This is a genomic window from Exiguobacterium sp. s102 (assembly GCF_018618635.1).
GTDB lineage: Bacteria > Bacillota > Bacilli > Exiguobacteriales > Exiguobacteriaceae > Exiguobacterium_A > Exiguobacterium_A oxidotolerans.
Genome location: NZ_JACSML010000002.1, coordinates 654,861 through 671,724, shown reverse-complemented (window position 1 = coordinate 671,724; position 16,864 = coordinate 654,861). Strand labels below are relative to the sequence as shown.

Here is a 16,864-nt window from a genome sequence, read left to right as displayed (position 1 = left end):
AATTTTATTGCAAAAAAAGTCAGTAGGGAAAGCCCAATCCGATTGATTGAGCTCACCTATTCCCTTCACACTTACCGGTTCCAGTTCCGGAACCCGTCTCCAAACTCGAGATGAAGCTCCTCTTTAAACAGACCGTCCTCAAATTTCGGGACATCGACCGGCAGTTCTCCCTGTGGTTTCACTTCACCAAAGATGGCACGGATTCCTGCCGGTAAATTCGGTCCGGCCGATTTCGTGTTCCCGGCTTCCGAGTCGGGCCCGTTTGGATCGCCCTTGAAACCGTAGACAAGCAGTTGCGCTTTCGCGTCCGGTTGCACGGCGACATCATACGGATTCCGGAGACTGAGCAGGACGGACGGTGTGTTGGTCCGTTTCGCCTGACGGAAGACTTCCGCCGGTACATAATGATCCGCCGCCGTCGCTTTCAGCTTGTCACTGTTGTTGACGTTTGAGCCGACGATGATGTAGTCCGCCGCATCCAGCTTTTCTTGCAGATTCGGGTTTTGCTCCAGGTGCGGCGTCGACGCCGTATAATTTCCCGTCACGATGTTGACGTGTTTCAGGTTACCGGCGTTTTTCTCAAGCGACCGGATCGTCTTGACCATACTGTCCGTCTGATCTTTTGCCGGTGACAGGACGAGGATCGTCTCGCCTTTCTTTGGTTTAAGAGGCAGTGTTTTCTTATCATTCTTGACGAGCGTGACCGCGGCTTCCGTCATTTCTCGTTCAAGTGCTTTATGCTCCGGACTGCCGACGACCGTTTTTGCTTGTACGAGTTTTTCGTCGAGCGTCACCGCGTCGACTGTTTCGTTCCAAATGCCGCGCGTTGCTTTTAACGTCAAAATTCGTTCGACGGATGCGTCAATCGTTGCTTCCGATAATTGACCGGCTTCAACGGCTGCAATCACATCGTCAAAAATCGTCTCCAGTTTCGTCACATCGTTCGCAGATCTTAAAATCGTCGGCATCAAGGCGATATCGACGCCTGCTTTAAACGTCTTGATGACGGCTTCCGACTCCGTGAAGTTGTCGGCAATCGCCTGCATGTTCAAGGCATCGGTGACGACAAGTCCGTCATAGCCGAGTTCTTCGCGCAGGACACCGGTGATGACGTCATCCGACAACGTCGCCGGTAACGGGAACGTCCCTTGTTTGGACTCGACGACTTCATCCTCGATTTGCGGCATGCCGATATGTGCCGTCATGATCATGTCGATGCCTTCCGCAATCGCCCGTTTAAACGGAATCAGTTCAAGCTGTTGTAATGCTTCAAGTGATTTATCGACGACCGGCAGACCGTAATGCGAATCGACCGCCGTATCGCCGTGTCCCGGGAAGTGTTTCGCCGTCGCAACGACACCTTGTTCCTGGATGCCGCGTGTCATTGCCGAACCGAGTTCCCCAACCAGCTGTGGATCACTCGAAAACGAGCGGACGCCGATGACCGGATTGCCCGGGTTGTTGTTGACATCAAGGACCGGACCAAAGTTGACGTTGATGCCAAGCGCCTTCAACTCGGACCCGATGATACCGCCTGCCGCTTCCGCATAAGCCGGACTGCGGGTCGCCCCGATTGCCATGTTTCCCGGTAAGTTCGTCCCCGTCCCGAGGCGTGTCACGATGCCGCCTTCCTGGTCAATCGTCACGAACAGCGGAATGTCGTTACTCGCGTCACTTTTGATGACTTCCTGCAAGTCATGGACCAGTTTCGTCGTCTGTTCCGTTGCACTGACATTTTCCGCAAACAAGATGACGCCGCCTAAGTCAAACCGGTCGATGACCCGTCCGACTTCCGGTGCCAACTGCGTATGGTTGACCCCGTCCCACAGCCGGAAATCCGGCATGATCATTTGTCCGATTTTCTGTTCGAGCGTCATCTGATCGAGTTGTGCGTCGACCCGCTCCGTGACGGAGGTTGTCGTTTCCGCCGCGACCGGTTGCATCGGTAGCGACGCAGCGAGTAGCGCCGTCGTCAATCCGAGTGTTGCCGTCCAGTTGAGTTTCTGTCCCATGTGCTCAGCTCCCCTTTAATGAAATCATTGACCGTTATAAGACAATGTAATATAAAACATCGTTTTGACTGTACATCGCTCGTTGATCCGTAATTCGTGCGCAAGTTCCCCGTGTTCACCAACAGTATAGCAAGTCCTTATTTAAGAAACAATGTTTTAATTGAAAGCGTAAACAAATTAAAATAAAATTACTGAAATGAAATAAAAAAACCTACCTCGCTAAAGGTAGGCAGGTTGTAGAACAATTAAAAATCTGGTGTTCATGAATGTTTAGCCGCTCATTTCATTCTTTTCTCAAATCGCCTCTTAGCGCCAATCTTGTACGCCGCTACGCTACGATGCAGGGCTGGTTTTGGTTACCCTTTCCCTTAAAAGCGATTCATGTCGGAAATCACGTCAATGCCCTCGCTATCAAAAGTAAGAATTGGAACTGACATTCCAACCACTGAAGCAGCGGGCTTCCTAGCCATAAATTCTGTGAAGACAGACATCTAAATAAGGAAATTAAGTTGAAGCAATGATTTCGTTGACGATATCTGATAAGCGCTCTTTATATTGTTCGATTTCATATACTTCATTAATTTTATGTCGCACATTCGGTTCATCACGGAAAGTTATATATTTATTTGTTAATGAATTAAGGTGCAAACGACAGACCCATTTCCGATTACTATCATCAATGAGAATGTTAAAGTAGCTCGCGTTATCCCGATAAAAAATTCGATTTTTATCGACTGTCGATCCAAGTAACACCTTTACGGTCGCATAACCCTCAATTTCTTCTTGTGTGGTTTCAATCGAAGGCTGTGATGGAATATCTATAGCCGGTTCATCGATGGTATTTTCTGCTTCTAACTCTGATGAGGAAGGAACAGAGACCGTCGATGATTCCGAGTCTCCTGAAATTACATGTTTGATTCGTTCATTCATATTCTCATTCATGAACTGCGTAAACGCTTTTGAAACGATAGGTCTAAACTTATCAACCACAGTTTGCGTTTTAATCCCTTGATAGCAGTCTTGAATCAGTAATCTAATAAACTCGTCGCTCGGTAACTGTGATTGTGTTTTTAACTGTTCTTTAATCGCACTTAAATATTTTAGTTCCTCTGCTGTAGAGAGAATCGTGTTGACGTTAAATTCTTGTTTTTTAAATTTGTACAGCTCTTTGATTTCATTATCCTTAATGGTAGACAGTGTAATTTCAAAGAATGGAACAGTATCCATTACGTTGGGTGTTTCTAAATCCGTGTAGAATCGATAAGTGTCGCCATTCGTTAAAATAGCAAACTTAGCTTGTGTCGTTCCATAGTACCTAAACAGTTGCGAATCATGTTTCGTGAGAGGTTCTCGAATTGATTTAGCTTCAATAAGAATAGTCGGCTGTCCCTGATCCATGATTGCATAATCAACCTTTTCACCCTTTTTTATTCCGACGTCAGCAATATACTCCGGAGTGAACTCTGCCGGATTAAATACGTCATAACCCAACGTTTGAAAAAACGGCATAATTAAAGCGGTTTTAGTAGCTTCTTCGGTAGAAATCGAATGTTGAATTTGTTGAATCCTTTGAGAGACCAAACGAATATCTGAAGAAAATTTTTCCAATGTAAAAACCTCCTCATTTCATAGTTCAGTAAAGATGTATTTAAAGTGAACTAATGTTAATTCACATTATATAGGACTTTCCATTTACCACCAAGTAAAAACAGAAATTAACGATATTTAATCAGAAATTATCCGGTTCGCTTTATTTAACTTAGTTTGACGTGTAAAAATGATAATTACATAACTCGATTCACGTAAAGGAGTACTAAAGACATGAAAAAATTCAGAGGCAAACGGCGATACTTCCGAAATCTTCAAAAAGAACAACAACTCAGCGCCCATCCGCTCGATTTCAGTCCTGACAGCTGGTTCGATTTTTGGCACGTCCACCTCGATTTTGACGGACACGGAAACGGTCACCTTAAGATGCGAACAGCACATGTCCAGGCCTTGTTTCATCTGATGGATGAGTTAAACACCGCTCTTCAAACGTGGGGACAACCGTACCAGCTCTGGATCGAACTGTCCCAGCTGGATGCAGGATCGGACGCGGTTTTTATCCATACAAATAATCCGAACGACGATAATTTTCCGATTACCGATTCAATTTTAACGGAACCGACCGAAAGATTGCCGGACTATTTGCAAACCATCGAGGGTTTGGAGCAATACGAAATCCGGTTGTCCGAACGAATCACGTATGATCCGAACCGGAAGAGATCACGGATCACATGCTCGTCATCGAACGACGAGGGAGTCGTTACCCTCTTTAACCACGTACATACGGACGGTCCTATGAAAGAAACCGTCCGTCGATTGCGACTGACCTTTAAATTCTTTTGAAAAGCATTTTGGAGCAAACAAGGAACACGATCAGAAGTACGCCACCGAATATGAGATTGATCAGCCAAGGCAACGTTCCCATCAAGACTTCTCTTGCCGCACCGTTGAATCCGTAAACTAGAGTTGTGAACAACACCGCACTCATCAGCAGGATAAACGAAAAGCCGCTGTCCTGCTTTTGTGTATTCTTGGCAATCCCGCAACCGATGAGAAAAACAACCACTGCTCCAATTGCAAAATAAATGTAAAACCATGCATCGACAGACAGCATAAACGGACCAGCTCCTATTAAGAAATGAATTTCCTTAATAAGGAATTTTCCGTTTTAATCTCTAATCCTTTCGCACGGTCAAACACTTCAATCGTACTAACAAAAACGACCGCCTGAAATCAGGACGGTCGTTTTGCTGTGCAGTATGATGGTCCGCTTTAAGAAGAAACGACTTCCTCACCCGTCAAATCGATATGTCCTTCACCCCACGCACACATGGCGTCGAGAATCGGACGCAATGACCAACCGTAGTCGGATAAGGAATAGATGACTTTCGGTGGGACTTGTTCGTAGACGGTCCGGATGATGACACCGTCCTGTTCAAGCTCGCGCAATTGCTGCGTCAACATTTTTTGCGTGATGTTCGGCATCAGCTTTTTCAACTCACTCGTGCGGCGTTCCCCTTTGATGAGATGGCACATGATGACGACTTTCCATTTGCCTCCGATGACTTGCAGCGTCGCTTCGACCGGAATGTTATAGGCCATGCTGATTCTTCCTTTCGATTCTTGGAGTACAGCGGGACAGGTACTTTTTAGTGCCTATCGTACTTAAAAGTGCGTACTTCTCAAGTGCATTTGATGGGTTTATGATAACAACTGTCAACAGAAAGTACAAGTTGCTTTCGTCCATTGATTTGATAAAAGTAGGTAAGGTACTTTTTAGTGCCTATGGTACTTGAAAGTGCGTACTTCCTTAATTCAACTTGCCACTCTATGATGGGATGCAGAAGCTTCTCCTTTTCATCAAGCAGACTGGGCCCGGTCTGCCGGCAACAAACTGTTTTTTATTCATTTCAACCTTAGGAGGAATTATCATGAATCAATTAAACCCCCGTTCCGAACAGGAACAGGTTCCTAAAAACGGTCGCCTCGCCCTGCTTGCCCTTGCAATCAGCGCTTTCGGCATCGGAACAACAGAATTCGTCCCGGTCGGATTGCTTGCTGCCATCGCCGGTGACTTAAATATCGGCATCACTCTTGCCGGGTTGATCATTTCCGGTTACGCGATTGGCGTCGCCGTCGGTGCCCCGATTCTGACTGCTTTAACGAACCGGATGAACCGGAAAACGTTACTGATGGCATTGATGGTCGTCTTTATCGCCGGTAATCTCGTCTCTGCCGTCGCTCCCAGTTTTGAACTGTTGATCGTCGCCCGTTTTATCACCGCATTCTCGCACGGTGTCTTCTTCTCGATTGGTGCGACGATTGCCGTTCAGCTCGTACCGGCAGATAAAAAAGCCAGTGCCATCGCCTTGATGTTCACCGGACTGACGGTCGCAACGGTTACCGGCGTCCCGCTTGGTACGTTCATCGGTCAAGCGTTCGGTTGGCGCGCGACGTTCTTCGCAGTAGCCGCATTAGGTCTTGTCTCAATCATCGCCAGTTTCTTCTTAATTCCAAAAGACTTGAAACAATCTCCACCAGCGAAGTTTTCCGACATGTTTAAATTGTTGACGAACGGGCGTCTGCTGCTCGGTTTCTTAATCACTGCGCTTGGTTACGGTGGAACGTTTGTCGCCTTCACCTACTTGACGCCGATCATGCAGGACGTCACGAAAATCAGTCCGAGCCTGATCAGCATCATCCTGCTCGTCTACGGCATTGCCGTCGCGATCGGCAACGCAGCAGGTGGAAAACTCGCCAACGGCAATCCGATTAAAGCATTGTTCTATATGTTCATTTTGCACGCCATCGTCATGATCGCCTTGTCATTTATGATTCCGTTTAAAGTCGCCGGTATCATCGGCATTATTCTAATGGGATTGCTCGCCTTCATGAATGTCCCGGGACTGCAACTCTATATCGTTCAGCTCGCTGAAAAATATGTCCCGGCTGCCGTCGATGTCGCGTCTGCATTAAACATCTCCGCCTTTAACATCGGGATCGCCCTCGGTGCAACGATCGGCGGACTTGTCGCCGACACGATTGGACTCGTTCACACACCGTGGGTCGGTGGCATCATGGTCATTCTCGCCGTCATTTTGACTGCCGTCTCCCGTCGTCTCGAACACCAGTAAGGAGGAAATTTCATGTTTGACAATCATGCCAGTTACCGGCGGATGTACCGGGAAGGTGAGCTGACGCTCGGTCTCCACATTCCGCTGGAGAATTTTAAGATGCAGACACCGACCCTCGCGAAACAAATCGAGCTGGCACAAAAAGCCGATCAGTTTGGTTTTACAACCCTTTGGTTACGCGACGTGCTGTTGAAAGATCCTTATTTTCTTGATCCTGCCGTCGGTCAAATTTATGACATGTTGATTTATGGTACTCACCTACTCAGTCAGACGAAACAGATTGCCCTCGGAACATCTGCTTTGGTCCTGCCGCTCCGTCACCCGTTACGGGCTGCCAAAGAACTCGCGACGATTGACGCACTGTTCCCGGAACGGCTGATACTCGGTGTTTCGTCCGGCGACCGGCAAGCGGATTTTCATGGTCTCGGAATTGATCATCCGAGTCGGGGTGTCCAGTTTAAAGAAGCGTTACGCGTGATGGAGCAAGCATTGTATACGGACTACCCGACGATTCAGTCTGAGTACGGCGACGTCACCGGTGCGACACTCGTGCCGCGACCACAGAAGCGGATTCCGACGATGATTACCGGGTTTGCCCAACAAAACATGGACTGGCTTGCAACCAACGGGGACGGCTGGATGTATTATCCGCAAGGACCTTTGGAACAAGCAAAAGCGATTGAGGATTGGCGCCAGACGAGTCAAGACGCCGGAATGACCCGTTTCCGCCCGTTTTCGATGCCAATGCATCTCGATCTATCTGCTGATCCGGATGAAGAACCGACACCGATCCGACTTGGATTCCGAATCGGACGCAATCGTTTGATTGAACTGCTCCATCTCTACCGTGACCTAGGTGTCAACCACCTTTTCTTCGCCCTGTTCGACAGTGAACGACCGGCGGAAGAGGTCATTGATGAACTCGGAACCTATGTTTTGCCGCACTTCCCGCCGTTACGTTGAGGAGGTGTATCACATGATATCTGATATACGCGCACTTGACCATACGGTCCAGATCCTCGGGACCAAGTTCGAGATGCAGATTATTCGGGTGCTGTTGCAAGCTCTCTGTTCCTTCGAACAACTGACAGCAGTCGGATCAGCACATTCCACACCTGAGTTGACCGTTTGTCTCGCGCAACTCGAACAACGCGGAGTCATCGAACGACCGGCATCCATCTATCGTCTGACACCAATCGGCGAGAGTTTGCAGCCCATCTTTCACGCCATCGAAAAACAAACCCGGCATCCGTAAATGGATGCCGGGTTTTATGTCGTCGCGACGAGCGTGAATTCCCACGGGATGTTTTCGCCGTTCCAGCCCCGGTGCTCGTCCAATTGTGCGAGGGTGAAGCCGTTCCGGATGACCGTGTTTACGATCTCACTCATCGTATAGTGCCGCAGCATCACTTTCGGAAACTCCGTTTGCTCAGCGGGATCAAAATGTGATTGATAGGCGATTTTGTCTTCGTACACATCCTGATCGAAATAACGCGGGATGTACGTGTCTTCATCAATACAATGTTTGATCGGGTGATAGTCGCTTAAAATCAGCTTCCCGCCCGGCTTGAGCAAGGCAAACAAAATCGCCGCGAACGCCTCCAGATCATGAAAATAATGTAATGTCCCGCCTTCAAGATACAGGACATCAAACTGATGCCGGTACGTCTTCAAATTAATTTCATAGATATCTCCAACGATATACTCGAGGTGCGTCCCGGCACAGGCGGCAAGCTCAAGCGCATAACGGCGGTTTTCTTCCGAGATGTCGAAGACCGTGACGTCAGCACCGAGTAACGCCAGCGGAACCGCTTTGCGCCCGTTCGATCCGCAGAGATTGGCAATTTTTTTGCCGGTAACCTCTTTAAACAAGTGCTGATGTTTCTTCAGACTCGCTTTCGGGTCGTTCCTGATTGCTTTCGCCTTGTCCGCCGGCGTCCCATCGCGTTGATTCCAAAATTCATAGGCGCGGTATTCCCAGGCGGTTTTGTTGATGGCACTTGTTTTTTCCATACCAATCTCCCCTTTTGATTTTAAGACGAAAAAGTGTCTGATTGATTTTATAAACAAAAGCAGCACACTTCCTTCTTTACTTTAAGTTCATTTGAACCTATAATTTAAATATGAACAGAACACCACTTAAAAGGAGGAAGCGCTGTTGACACTATTGATTGTATTTTTAGCGATCGTCTTCATCATGCTCGCATTGGACCTTGGCGTATTTCACAGGAAAGCCCATGAGGTTTCGCTCCGCGAAGCCTGGACGTGGACGTTCGTCTGGATCGGACTCGCCGTTGCCTTTGGCGGTTGGTTATTTTATGCGCAAGGAAGCGACGCTGCCATTGAGTACACGAGCGTCTATTTCATCGAAAAGGCACTTGCGATTGATAACGTCTTCGTCTTCTCACTCGTCTTTGCGTACTTTGCGATTCCGTTGAAGTATCAGCACAAAGTCTTGTTCTGGGGCATTCTCGGTGCCATCCTCTTCCGCGTCATCTTCATCGTCGCTGGGGTATCGCTCCTTGAGAACTTCGCCTGGGTCTACTACATCTTCGGTGCGTTCCTCGTCTACACCGGTTACATGATGTTTAAGAACATCGGGCAGGAAACGTCGCTTGAAGAGAACAAGACGGTCCGTTGGCTTGAAAAACGTTTGCCGATCACACAGGACATCTCGTCCGGTAAGTTTACGCAGCGGATCAACGGCAAATTGTTCTTCACACCGCTGTTGATCGCGTTGATCTTTATCGAAATCTCGGATATCGTCTTCGCCGTCGACTCGGTCGCAGCAAGCTTTGCCTATTCGCGTGACCCGTTCATCATCTTCTATGCGAACATCATGGCAATCCTCGGCCTTCGCAGTCTCTACTTCGTCCTCGCGAACCTGATCGACCGCTTCTACTACCTGAAGCACGGACTCAGCTTCATGCTCGTCTTCATCGGGGCGAAGATGATTCTCGGTGATGTCTACAAAATGCCACTCTGGATGTCGCTCGGTACGATCGTCCTCGTCATCCTGATCAGCGTCTTCTACAGCTTCTACAAGACGAAGCCAGGAAAATAACCGATGACAGGAAAGGGAGAATGATTCTTCCTTTCCTGTTTGTTTACGTAAAAACAGCATCCCGGCAGGATGCTGTTATATACTTACTTCTTCATGTACCGTTCAATGATTTTCGTGTACAACGCGTCTAATCGGGCGTTTTCCTCGACGACGATCGTGTCTTTCGCATACATAAAGAGTTCGTTCGCTTCTTCGAATTTACCGGCGTAAATCAACAGGAACATCTTGCCACGCGTGTCCCCTAACCGTTCTGACGATTCTTCCCGCGCGTTTAACATCCGTTCACTGTTAAGGTCGATAATATCCGCTTTTGCATCCTTGCTGTAATGATTTTCCGTTAAATAGTTGTCCAAGCGCGTGAGATAGTCCCGGTAGCTGATCAGCGTCAACGCTTCGCTGATTGAACCGTACTGGCTTTCAAACGAGAGAACTTGTTGTTGCTCATAGTCTGTGATGACTTTGTACAGAGCTTGGCCCTGTTTCAACAACGCTTTTGATTTCGTCTTCAAGCGCGCCGTCTCTTTCTTTAAGGACGCGACACGTCGATCCGTTATCTTTTTCTCCTTCGCCGTGTTCACTTCAGGAATGAATTTTTTAAGTGCTTTGACTTCTTTGACCGCAGCTGCATAGTCTTTTTTATACGACTCGACTTTTTTATCAAAATCAGGTGAGAATACGCCCACTTCTAAACGGTCCTGGTGAAGCCCGAGTGAAAGTAGGAGATGAATCGCCACCCTCTCTTTCGGGTATATCCGTTGTAAGGAGGTGAACATCATGTTGACACACAAGGCCTACAAATTCAGAATCTACCCGACAAAAGAACAGGAAATCCTGATTGCGAAGACGATCGGTTGTTCGCGCTTCGTCTTCAACCACTTTTTAGCGAAGTGGGATGAGACGTATAAAGCGACAGGTAAAGGAATGTCTTACGGTTCTTGTTCAAAAGAACTTCCGTTGTTGAAGCAGGCGTTCGACTGGCTGAAGGAAGTCGATAGCATGTCTGTGCAGACGAACGTCAAACATCTTGTTAATGCCTTTGACCGCTTCTTCAAGAAGCAGAACGAACGACACCGCTTGCTAACACATTCCGTAATGTTACTTTTTTCATATGAACCGACCCTTTTAAATTAAGTATATATAAGGATAAATATCCCATTCTTTATTTTATCACTTGACATCTGAGTCGACCTACACTTTTTTAACCGTTTTCACTTTAATTTATCTTCCGGGATGAGGAGATAGATGCCGACAATGATCAAGATGCCAAATAAGACATAATCCATTACCGGAAGACCGCCTCCCCAAACAAGATCCCCCTCATTCGTAGCGATATATGCGCCTGCTTCCGCAATCGTGTCTGTCATTTTGTCGAGTTGGATAATCAGCATGCCAAACAAGATCGTTTGTACAAGAATAATGAGACCAATCCATTTTTTCATCTTATTTCCCCCTATGTATGGTTTGTAACAGCTTAATGATTTCCGAATACCGGTGTTTCAATGCAAAGTCGAGCGCCGTTCGCCCTTTTGCATCCTGATGATCCCGCTCTGCACCGTGTGCCAGCATGTCCGTCAAGACCATACTGACTGACGAGCATCAGCGATGAGCCAGCTAACGCAAACAGGAAAAGTACTCCTGACCAGCGATAAAAGCGCTCACGTACTGATTTCCCTTCGAGATGCGTCGGATAGAAAATCATCAGAACGACGAGCGTCATATACCCGGGATTGGCAAGATACCTGTCAGCGTCAGTAACCCGCTCAACATGACGAGAACAGCGCTCAACATGCGTAATTGAATGATCCGTCGGTCTGCGCGGTATTCAATCGCTTCTGATTGCGAAAACGTTGAGCGCATATAGCCGTCTTCCAGCTTCTCACGAATCCATTCTTTTTTCTGACGATAGGCGACAATCGTATTTCGACAGGGTACGCGGACAGTCGACGACTCTTCATTGATTTCCATCATGTCTTCACTATTCTTTATCTGTTCTTTGCGGGCAATCCCTTCCCGGTAAAACAATATTCGTCCTTCCTGGTGATAGACGATGTGGTGCACTTGATTGTCGATTTGTTTTAATAATTGAATCATTGTGCTCTCCCTTTACTTCGATTTATGTACTACTTCCAAAATGAGTCAATTCCTCATCTCAATCGTTTACCAGACAGAATTGACATAGTACAGTACGAACAGTCCTCCTGCGATACATATATAACCGTACTGTCTGACGGTCAACGAACAAAAAATGATCGTTCCGATTGAGAGTAGAATGCCGAACACGAATGAATCGATGTTGTCGACGTAACTCCCATTTCCCTCTAACGGCGTCTGCTTCGCATGCTTCGACCGGATGAAGTACGTTCCTACTATCAATAAGAAGAGACCGGCAACAAGACCGATGAATGGTAAGGTCATAAATATTTCCTCCAAGATATGTATCGTGTTCTATTAGTAGCTCGGTTCGTTTCATAAAAACATTATACTACTAACAAATACGATATTTTCCTTTATTAAGTTTCATTTATGAAAAAAAACCCAAATATTTTACTCAGGCAGATGATGCTCCCTACCGATACCATTTCCTCACGCTAACGTTGAGCGGCCCTGTCAACACCCATTCTTGGAATACGACATCCATGTCAATCAAGGCTGGCCGATCCGTCTAAAGAAAAAAGGTTAAAACACATCCCATTCGGGTGGTTTTAACCTTTTTTTGTAGCATCACCGATACTATTTACAATCGAGTCAGCTATTGACGACTTTTTCAGCTGTTTCTGCAGCCATGACCGATCGGTTGATTGACAGTTGTTCCCCTTCTTTTAAACGTTTTTTGAATTCAGCTGTCGCCGTAAACAGAACGTCTGTCGAAGAGTTAAGACCTGTCTCAAACGAATCTTGCAAGACTCCGATAATGAAACCGACGGCTACAACCTGCATCGCTATATCATTTGAAATACCGAATAGACTACATGCGAGCGGAATCAGGAGGAGTGATCCGCCTGCGACACCGGAAGCCCCGCACGCACAGACCGCAGCCAGGACGCTTAAGATGATCGCTGTTGGAAGATCGACTTGGATGCCTAACGTATTTACCGCTGCGAGCGTTAAGACGGAAATCGTAATTGCCGCGCCACCCATGTTAATTGTCGCACCGAGCGGGATGGAAATCCCGTATGTTTCTTTATCAAGGCCAAGCTTCTTACAGAGTTCCATGTTGACCGGAATATTTGCTGCCGAGCTCCGTGTGAAGAAAGCCGTAATGCCGCTCTCACGAAGACATTTGAAGACAAGCGGATAAGGATTTTGACGAACATTGATGAATACAATCAGCGGATTGATGATCAGTGCAACAGCGAGCATCGAACCAATCAAGACGAGTAATAAATTGAGATAACTAAGCAAAGAGCTGAGACCATTTTCCGTGATCGCTCCGATGACAAGCCCCATGATACCGAGCGGAGCGAGCTTGATGATCCATCCGACCACTTTAGCGATCGCGTCCGAGAAATTCGAGATGAACGTCTTCGTCGTATCCGAAGCATTTTTAAGCGCTAACCCTAAGACGATGGCCCATGCTAGAATACCGATGTAGTTCGCATTGATTAACGCGTTGACTGGATTGTCGACCACATTCAAGACGAGCGTCCGGAGAACTTCGACGGCATTCCCCGGAGCAGTCAGTTCTTCTGTATTTTGAGTCAGAGTAATATCTACCGGGAACAGGAAGCTAAACACGACTGCCACGATTGCTGCTAAGAACGTACCGAGAAGATACAAGAAGACGATTGACTTCATGTTCGTCTGCTGTCCTTTTTTATGCTGGGCAATCGACGCCATGACGAGGAAGAAGACCAGGACCGGTGCAACTCCCTTCAACGCGGAAACAAACAGTGTCCCAAAAATCGTTAAGGATTTTGCGGCTTCAGGAATCGATACAGCTAAAATAATACCAAGAATCAAGCCGATTGCAATTTGTTTCACTAAACTGATTTGGTTCCACATCTTCAACACTTTCATACTTTCCCCTCCAGGCTTAAAGCAAATAAATTATTTAGAATTTGAAAAACGACGATTTTCTCTTTTATCCAAAAAATTAGATAATCTATTCGTTCATTTTTCTAAAAATTCTCTCAGTTTGTTGTCCTCTATTTTTACACAAAACCTAAGAAATAAAAACTAGTTTTTTGCAAGAGAAACGATTCATTTAATCTGCTGCTTTAATCGAATACGGATGCAATCGGTTGCATAAATACAAAAGGAAGACCCTCTCGTTACGAGACATCCTCCCTTGGCTTTTCTTTTTTTTCGTTAAATTTTGCACTTAATATTAAAATTCGTCATATACTAAAAGAAGAAATGAAAGACGAAAGGAAGATTTGTATGTGGAAACCACTTTTATTTTTTTCTGTTTGGCTCAGTATTACCGTCCCACTTCTGTTAATCGCCGTCTTTACAATCTTCCAATCGCTTCTTACTTTTGATCAGAGCGGCATCATCATGCTCGGTATCCTCTTTGTCGTCACGGTCGGAAATGTGTACCTCGGCACCCGAGTTTGGCTGTGGATTGAAGATAAACTGTACAAACGAAAGCATTTTATGTAAAGTAACTGAACTAGGATGGTTTTAAAAGTTTTTCATATTTAGTTAACACTTATATTTTCTTCAAAGATGTTAATGATGAAGTGATTAGCTCTTCGCTTTCTATAACGATTGCAGTCAACCCTGTATCTGTTTTAGTTTCATGCCATTCATCTTTATCCCAGAATACGGCTTCCCCACTATGAACTTTGATATATTCATCCGTCTCACCTCTGACCCAGCCTTCTCCGTTTACAACTACAAGAAGCTGAGAAACAACAGCCTGATGATAACCGATTAATCCATCCTCATCTAAATGCACACATCCGATATGTGCTACTTTGTCTGTCTGTGTAATACGTGACATCACAAAATCAGAGTCGAACTTTGTAATTTTCTTACCCACTTCTTTATTAAATTGATAGATTTCCATATAATCCTCCCTGACCAACCACTTTTGAGTACGACGGCTTTGCGAAGATCAACCGCTACGTTTATGAGCTTTACAACTTTCAAGTATCATGTCGTTTCACGCACAATCAGTTCGAGTGGCATCGGCTGACTGACGGGAAGTTCTTTTCCCCGAGCCAACTGATCGAGCAATTGGACTGCTTCTTTTCCGAGTCGTTCAATCGGTTGGGCAACGGTGGTCATCCCCATTGCCTCCGCAATCGCCTGATTGTCAAAACCGGTCACAGCAAGCATATCCGGAATTTTAATACCTTCTTGTTTCGCCTGATGAATGATGCCGGCAGCGACATGATCGTTGCCGACAATCATCGCCGTTGGTCGGTCTGTGAGCGTCAACAACTGATTCATGACCTTTTGTCCATCGGCAAAGGAATAGTTCTCCTCAAAATACCAATCCGGCGAAACGAGTAGTCCGTGTTCCTGAACGAACGCTTCGAAAGCATGACGGCGAATCAAACCAACTCCGCTCGCCGGATTTCCGAGACACAGTCCGAGAGAAGAATGCCCCCGTTCCACTAAATGAGATAACACTGCTAAGACTCCGCTTTGATGATCAACAGCGACCTGCGCGAGACTTTCTTCCCGCTGTTCGCAGATTACGACCGGACCATCGCGTCGAACACGCTCAAGTACTTCCGGCGGACTGACTGACGATCCGATGATCAGCCCGTCGATTTGTTTATGCCGCAGTTGTGTAAACGACAGCTGTTCCTGTTTCCTGTCATTAAACGTTTGATGAATCAGCATCGAAATGTTCTGTTCGGCACAGGCAATACCGATGCCCTCGATCAGTTGACTGAAAAACGGATGGTTGATTTGCGGAACCATCACACCGATGACATTTGTTTTGCCACGCGACAAATGAACCGCATTTTGATTCGGCCGATAATCCAGTTGCTTCATTGCCCGTAAGACGGCCTCCCGTTTCTCAGCAATGACATACGGCTGATTGTTCAACACACGGGAGACCGTCGAGCGGGAAACGCCGGCTTCCTTTGCGATTTCAGTAATATTTGCCATCCTGTACTCCTTTATGTCCGACTTGAATCGAACGGAACGTTTCTAACGCCATGGCAACTCCATCGTCATCATGATGTCCTGTCTTGTAAGTCGCCAGTCGTTTAACGGTGTCTTCCGCATTCCCCATCGCAATACTTGTCCCGGCCACCCGAAACATCGGCAAGTCATTGTGATGATCGCCGATCGCTACGGTTGCTGTCAGTAGAATTCCCATCCGTTCAGCAAATTGTTGCAACGCCATTCCTTTATCACTTCCGCTCGCAGTCACCTCAAGGTTAAATGGGCCAGAGCTTGTAACGGTGCAGTTTCGTGACGACAAGTCATTTTGAATCTGTTTAAGTACGACTGCTTTCGGACTGACAATCATGAATTTCATGACTTGCGTGAAATTGACATCAGAGAAATACGTTACTTCCCGGACGCCATACTGCGTCAATTGAGGGTGCACGGATTTAAGAAATTTGTCAGCTTGAAACGACGGATTGGTTCCTTGTTCTTCTTTGATTTTTTTCATCAACTGATCCGTCGCGTCATACGTCATCAGAATTTCATCTTCCAAGTAAATTTGAAGATATACGTTCTGCTTCAGCAAGCAGTTCAAGATGGCTTCACTCTCATCAGAGGGAACATAAATATTTTTCCGTATCGTTGTTCCTTCATATTCTGCCCGGAGTTCAGCTCCGTTTGAACCGATGATCGGACAGTCAAGCTGATGCATCCGTAACAGGTGCGCTGCGTCAAACGCGGCACGTCCTGTCGCAATCACGACGATGTCTCCATTCTTCTGGCATTGCTTGACCGCTGAGACATTTCGTTCTGAAATTATATGAGTTGAGTGTAACAACGTGCCGTCTAAATCAATGGCAAATAAGCGCATGGTGTTCCTCCTTGCGGGATAATGTACTGTTCGTCTTCAGTATAGATTCTGAAACGCATCCCAGAGCAACCTCTTTGTTCCCATTCCACATAGGTTAAAATGAATGTCTCTTTTTTGTGAAATGGCTCATAATTACTCAAGTAGGGCTTTAATCTGCTTT

20 protein-coding genes and 1 pseudogene are annotated in these 16,864 nt (G+C 46.5%); 7 read left to right on the top strand and 14 right to left on the bottom strand.

The features are described from left to right. Positions 1 to 71: 71 nt before the first annotated feature. Complete coding sequence (locus KNQ02_RS08485; RefSeq protein ID WP_214807983.1) at positions 72 to 2,012, bottom strand: glycoside hydrolase family 3 protein; 1,941 nt, start codon at positions 2,010 to 2,012, stop codon at positions 72 to 74. Between the two features lie 504 nt (positions 2,013 to 2,516). After that, positions 2,517 to 3,620, bottom strand: coding sequence for a type I restriction endonuclease (locus KNQ02_RS08480; RefSeq protein WP_214769455.1), 1,104 nt, complete (start codon positions 3,618 to 3,620; stop codon positions 2,517 to 2,519). Between the two features lie 213 nt (positions 3,621 to 3,833). On the opposite strand from KNQ02_RS08480, the gene KNQ02_RS08475 reads away from it, so the two are divergent. Continuing rightward, positions 3,834 to 4,403, top strand: a complete 570-nt coding sequence (locus KNQ02_RS08475) for a hypothetical protein (RefSeq protein WP_251135043.1) — start codon at positions 3,834 to 3,836, stop codon at positions 4,401 to 4,403. Here KNQ02_RS08475 and KNQ02_RS08470 read toward each other — a convergent pair. Together KNQ02_RS08470 and KNQ02_RS08465 are read right to left on the bottom strand one after the other, a co-directional pair. Beyond that, on the bottom strand, positions 4,390 to 4,674 hold the full coding sequence (locus KNQ02_RS08470) for a hypothetical protein (protein ID WP_214807981.1): 285 nt from the start codon (positions 4,672 to 4,674) through the stop codon (positions 4,390 to 4,392). The two genes, KNQ02_RS08475 and KNQ02_RS08470, sit on opposite strands and share 14 nt — an antisense overlap. A 158-nt stretch (positions 4,675 to 4,832) precedes the next feature. Continuing rightward, positions 4,833 to 5,162, bottom strand: coding sequence for a winged helix-turn-helix transcriptional regulator (locus KNQ02_RS08465; protein WP_012370213.1), 330 nt, complete (start codon positions 5,160 to 5,162; stop codon positions 4,833 to 4,835). Positions 5,163 to 5,491: 329 nt separating this feature from the next. Between KNQ02_RS08465 and KNQ02_RS08460 the strand changes: the two genes are divergently transcribed. The 3 genes from KNQ02_RS08460 to KNQ02_RS08450 are packed head-to-tail and all read left to right on the top strand — an operon-like array spanning position 5,492 to position 7,949. After that, a complete protein-coding gene (locus KNQ02_RS08460) occupies positions 5,492 to 6,694 on the top strand; it encodes an MFS transporter (RefSeq protein ID WP_214769459.1) in 1,203 nt (400 codons plus the stop codon). A 12-nt stretch (positions 6,695 to 6,706) separates the two neighbouring features. Further along, complete coding sequence (locus tag KNQ02_RS08455; RefSeq protein WP_214807979.1) at positions 6,707 to 7,657, top strand: TIGR03571 family LLM class oxidoreductase; 951 nt, start codon at positions 6,707 to 6,709, stop codon at positions 7,655 to 7,657. A 13-nt stretch (positions 7,658 to 7,670) separates the two neighbouring features. Continuing rightward, positions 7,671 to 7,949, top strand: coding sequence for a winged helix-turn-helix transcriptional regulator (locus KNQ02_RS08450; protein ID WP_214807976.1), 279 nt, complete (start codon positions 7,671 to 7,673; stop codon positions 7,947 to 7,949). Positions 7,950 to 7,963: 14 nt separating this feature from the next. On the opposite strand, the gene KNQ02_RS08445 is transcribed toward KNQ02_RS08450, so the two are convergent. Continuing rightward, positions 7,964 to 8,707 (bottom strand): class I SAM-dependent methyltransferase, encoded by a 744-nt coding sequence (locus KNQ02_RS08445; protein WP_214769464.1) that lies wholly within the window; start codon positions 8,705 to 8,707, stop codon positions 7,964 to 7,966. 145 nt (positions 8,708 to 8,852) lie between these two features. Here KNQ02_RS08445 and KNQ02_RS08440 point away from each other — a divergent pair, with 145 nt between their 5' ends. Further along, positions 8,853 to 9,758 carry a TerC family protein gene (locus tag KNQ02_RS08440; protein ID WP_214769467.1) on the top strand — a complete coding sequence of 302 codons (906 nt, stop codon included), beginning with the start codon at positions 8,853 to 8,855 and terminating at the stop codon, positions 9,756 to 9,758. An 83-nt stretch (positions 9,759 to 9,841) separates the two neighbouring features. On the opposite strand, the gene KNQ02_RS08435 is transcribed toward KNQ02_RS08440, so the two are convergent. After that, positions 9,842 to 10,492 carry a hypothetical protein gene (locus KNQ02_RS08435; protein WP_214807973.1) on the bottom strand — a complete coding sequence of 217 codons (651 nt, stop codon included), beginning with the start codon at positions 10,490 to 10,492 and terminating at the stop codon, positions 9,842 to 9,844. 40 nt (positions 10,493 to 10,532) lie between these two features. Here KNQ02_RS08435 and KNQ02_RS08430 point away from each other — a divergent pair. Then, positions 10,533 to 10,832 (top strand): annotated as a pseudogene (locus tag KNQ02_RS08430) (helix-turn-helix domain-containing protein); the annotation flags it as partial. A 134-nt stretch (positions 10,833 to 10,966) separates the two neighbouring features. On the opposite strand, the gene KNQ02_RS08425 reads toward KNQ02_RS08430, so the two are convergent. The 5 genes from KNQ02_RS08425 to sstT all read right to left on the bottom strand — a co-directional run bounded on the left by KNQ02_RS08425 (position 10,967) and on the right by sstT (position 13,775). After that, the gene (locus KNQ02_RS08425; RefSeq protein WP_251131952.1) at positions 10,967 to 11,197 is read right to left on the bottom strand and encodes a hypothetical protein; all 231 of its coding nucleotides are present in this window, start codon (positions 11,195 to 11,197) and stop codon (positions 10,967 to 10,969) included. A gap of 1 nt (position 11,198) precedes the next feature. Next, positions 11,199 to 11,324, bottom strand: coding sequence for an ankyrin repeat domain-containing protein (locus KNQ02_RS15815; RefSeq protein WP_214765733.1), 126 nt, complete (start codon positions 11,322 to 11,324; stop codon positions 11,199 to 11,201). A 147-nt stretch (positions 11,325 to 11,471) separates the two neighbouring features. Beyond that, positions 11,472 to 11,849 carry a hypothetical protein gene (locus tag KNQ02_RS08415; protein ID WP_214807970.1) on the bottom strand — a complete coding sequence of 126 codons (378 nt, stop codon included), beginning with the start codon at positions 11,847 to 11,849 and terminating at the stop codon, positions 11,472 to 11,474. A 66-nt stretch (positions 11,850 to 11,915) separates the two neighbouring features. Then, positions 11,916 to 12,173 carry a hypothetical protein gene (locus tag KNQ02_RS08410; RefSeq protein WP_214765727.1) on the bottom strand — a complete coding sequence of 86 codons (258 nt, stop codon included), beginning with the start codon at positions 12,171 to 12,173 and terminating at the stop codon, positions 11,916 to 11,918. 330 nt (positions 12,174 to 12,503) lie between these two features. Further along, positions 12,504 to 13,775, bottom strand: a complete 1,272-nt coding sequence (gene sstT, locus KNQ02_RS08405) for a serine/threonine transporter SstT (RefSeq protein ID WP_214807967.1) — start codon at positions 13,773 to 13,775, stop codon at positions 12,504 to 12,506. Positions 13,776 to 14,138: 363 nt separating this feature from the next. Here sstT and KNQ02_RS08400 point away from each other — a divergent pair, with 363 nt between their 5' ends. After that, a complete protein-coding gene (locus KNQ02_RS08400) occupies positions 14,139 to 14,360 on the top strand; it encodes a hypothetical protein (RefSeq protein WP_214807965.1) in 222 nt (73 codons plus the stop codon). 49 nt (positions 14,361 to 14,409) lie between these two features. On the opposite strand, the gene KNQ02_RS08395 is transcribed toward KNQ02_RS08400, so the two are convergent. From KNQ02_RS08395 to KNQ02_RS08385, 3 genes are all read right to left on the bottom strand, one after another. Continuing rightward, entirely contained in the window at positions 14,410 to 14,769 is a 360-nt protein-coding gene (locus KNQ02_RS08395; protein WP_214807963.1) for a cupin, read from the bottom strand. 86 nt (positions 14,770 to 14,855) lie between these two features. Beyond that, a complete protein-coding gene (locus KNQ02_RS08390; RefSeq protein ID WP_214807962.1) occupies positions 14,856 to 15,827 on the bottom strand; it encodes a LacI family DNA-binding transcriptional regulator in 972 nt (323 codons plus the stop codon). Then, entirely contained in the window at positions 15,811 to 16,704 is an 894-nt protein-coding gene (locus KNQ02_RS08385; protein ID WP_214807960.1) for a Cof-type HAD-IIB family hydrolase, read from the bottom strand. Before KNQ02_RS08385 ends, KNQ02_RS08390 begins: the two co-directional genes overlap by 17 nt. Between the last annotated feature and the right edge of the window lie 160 nt (positions 16,705 to 16,864).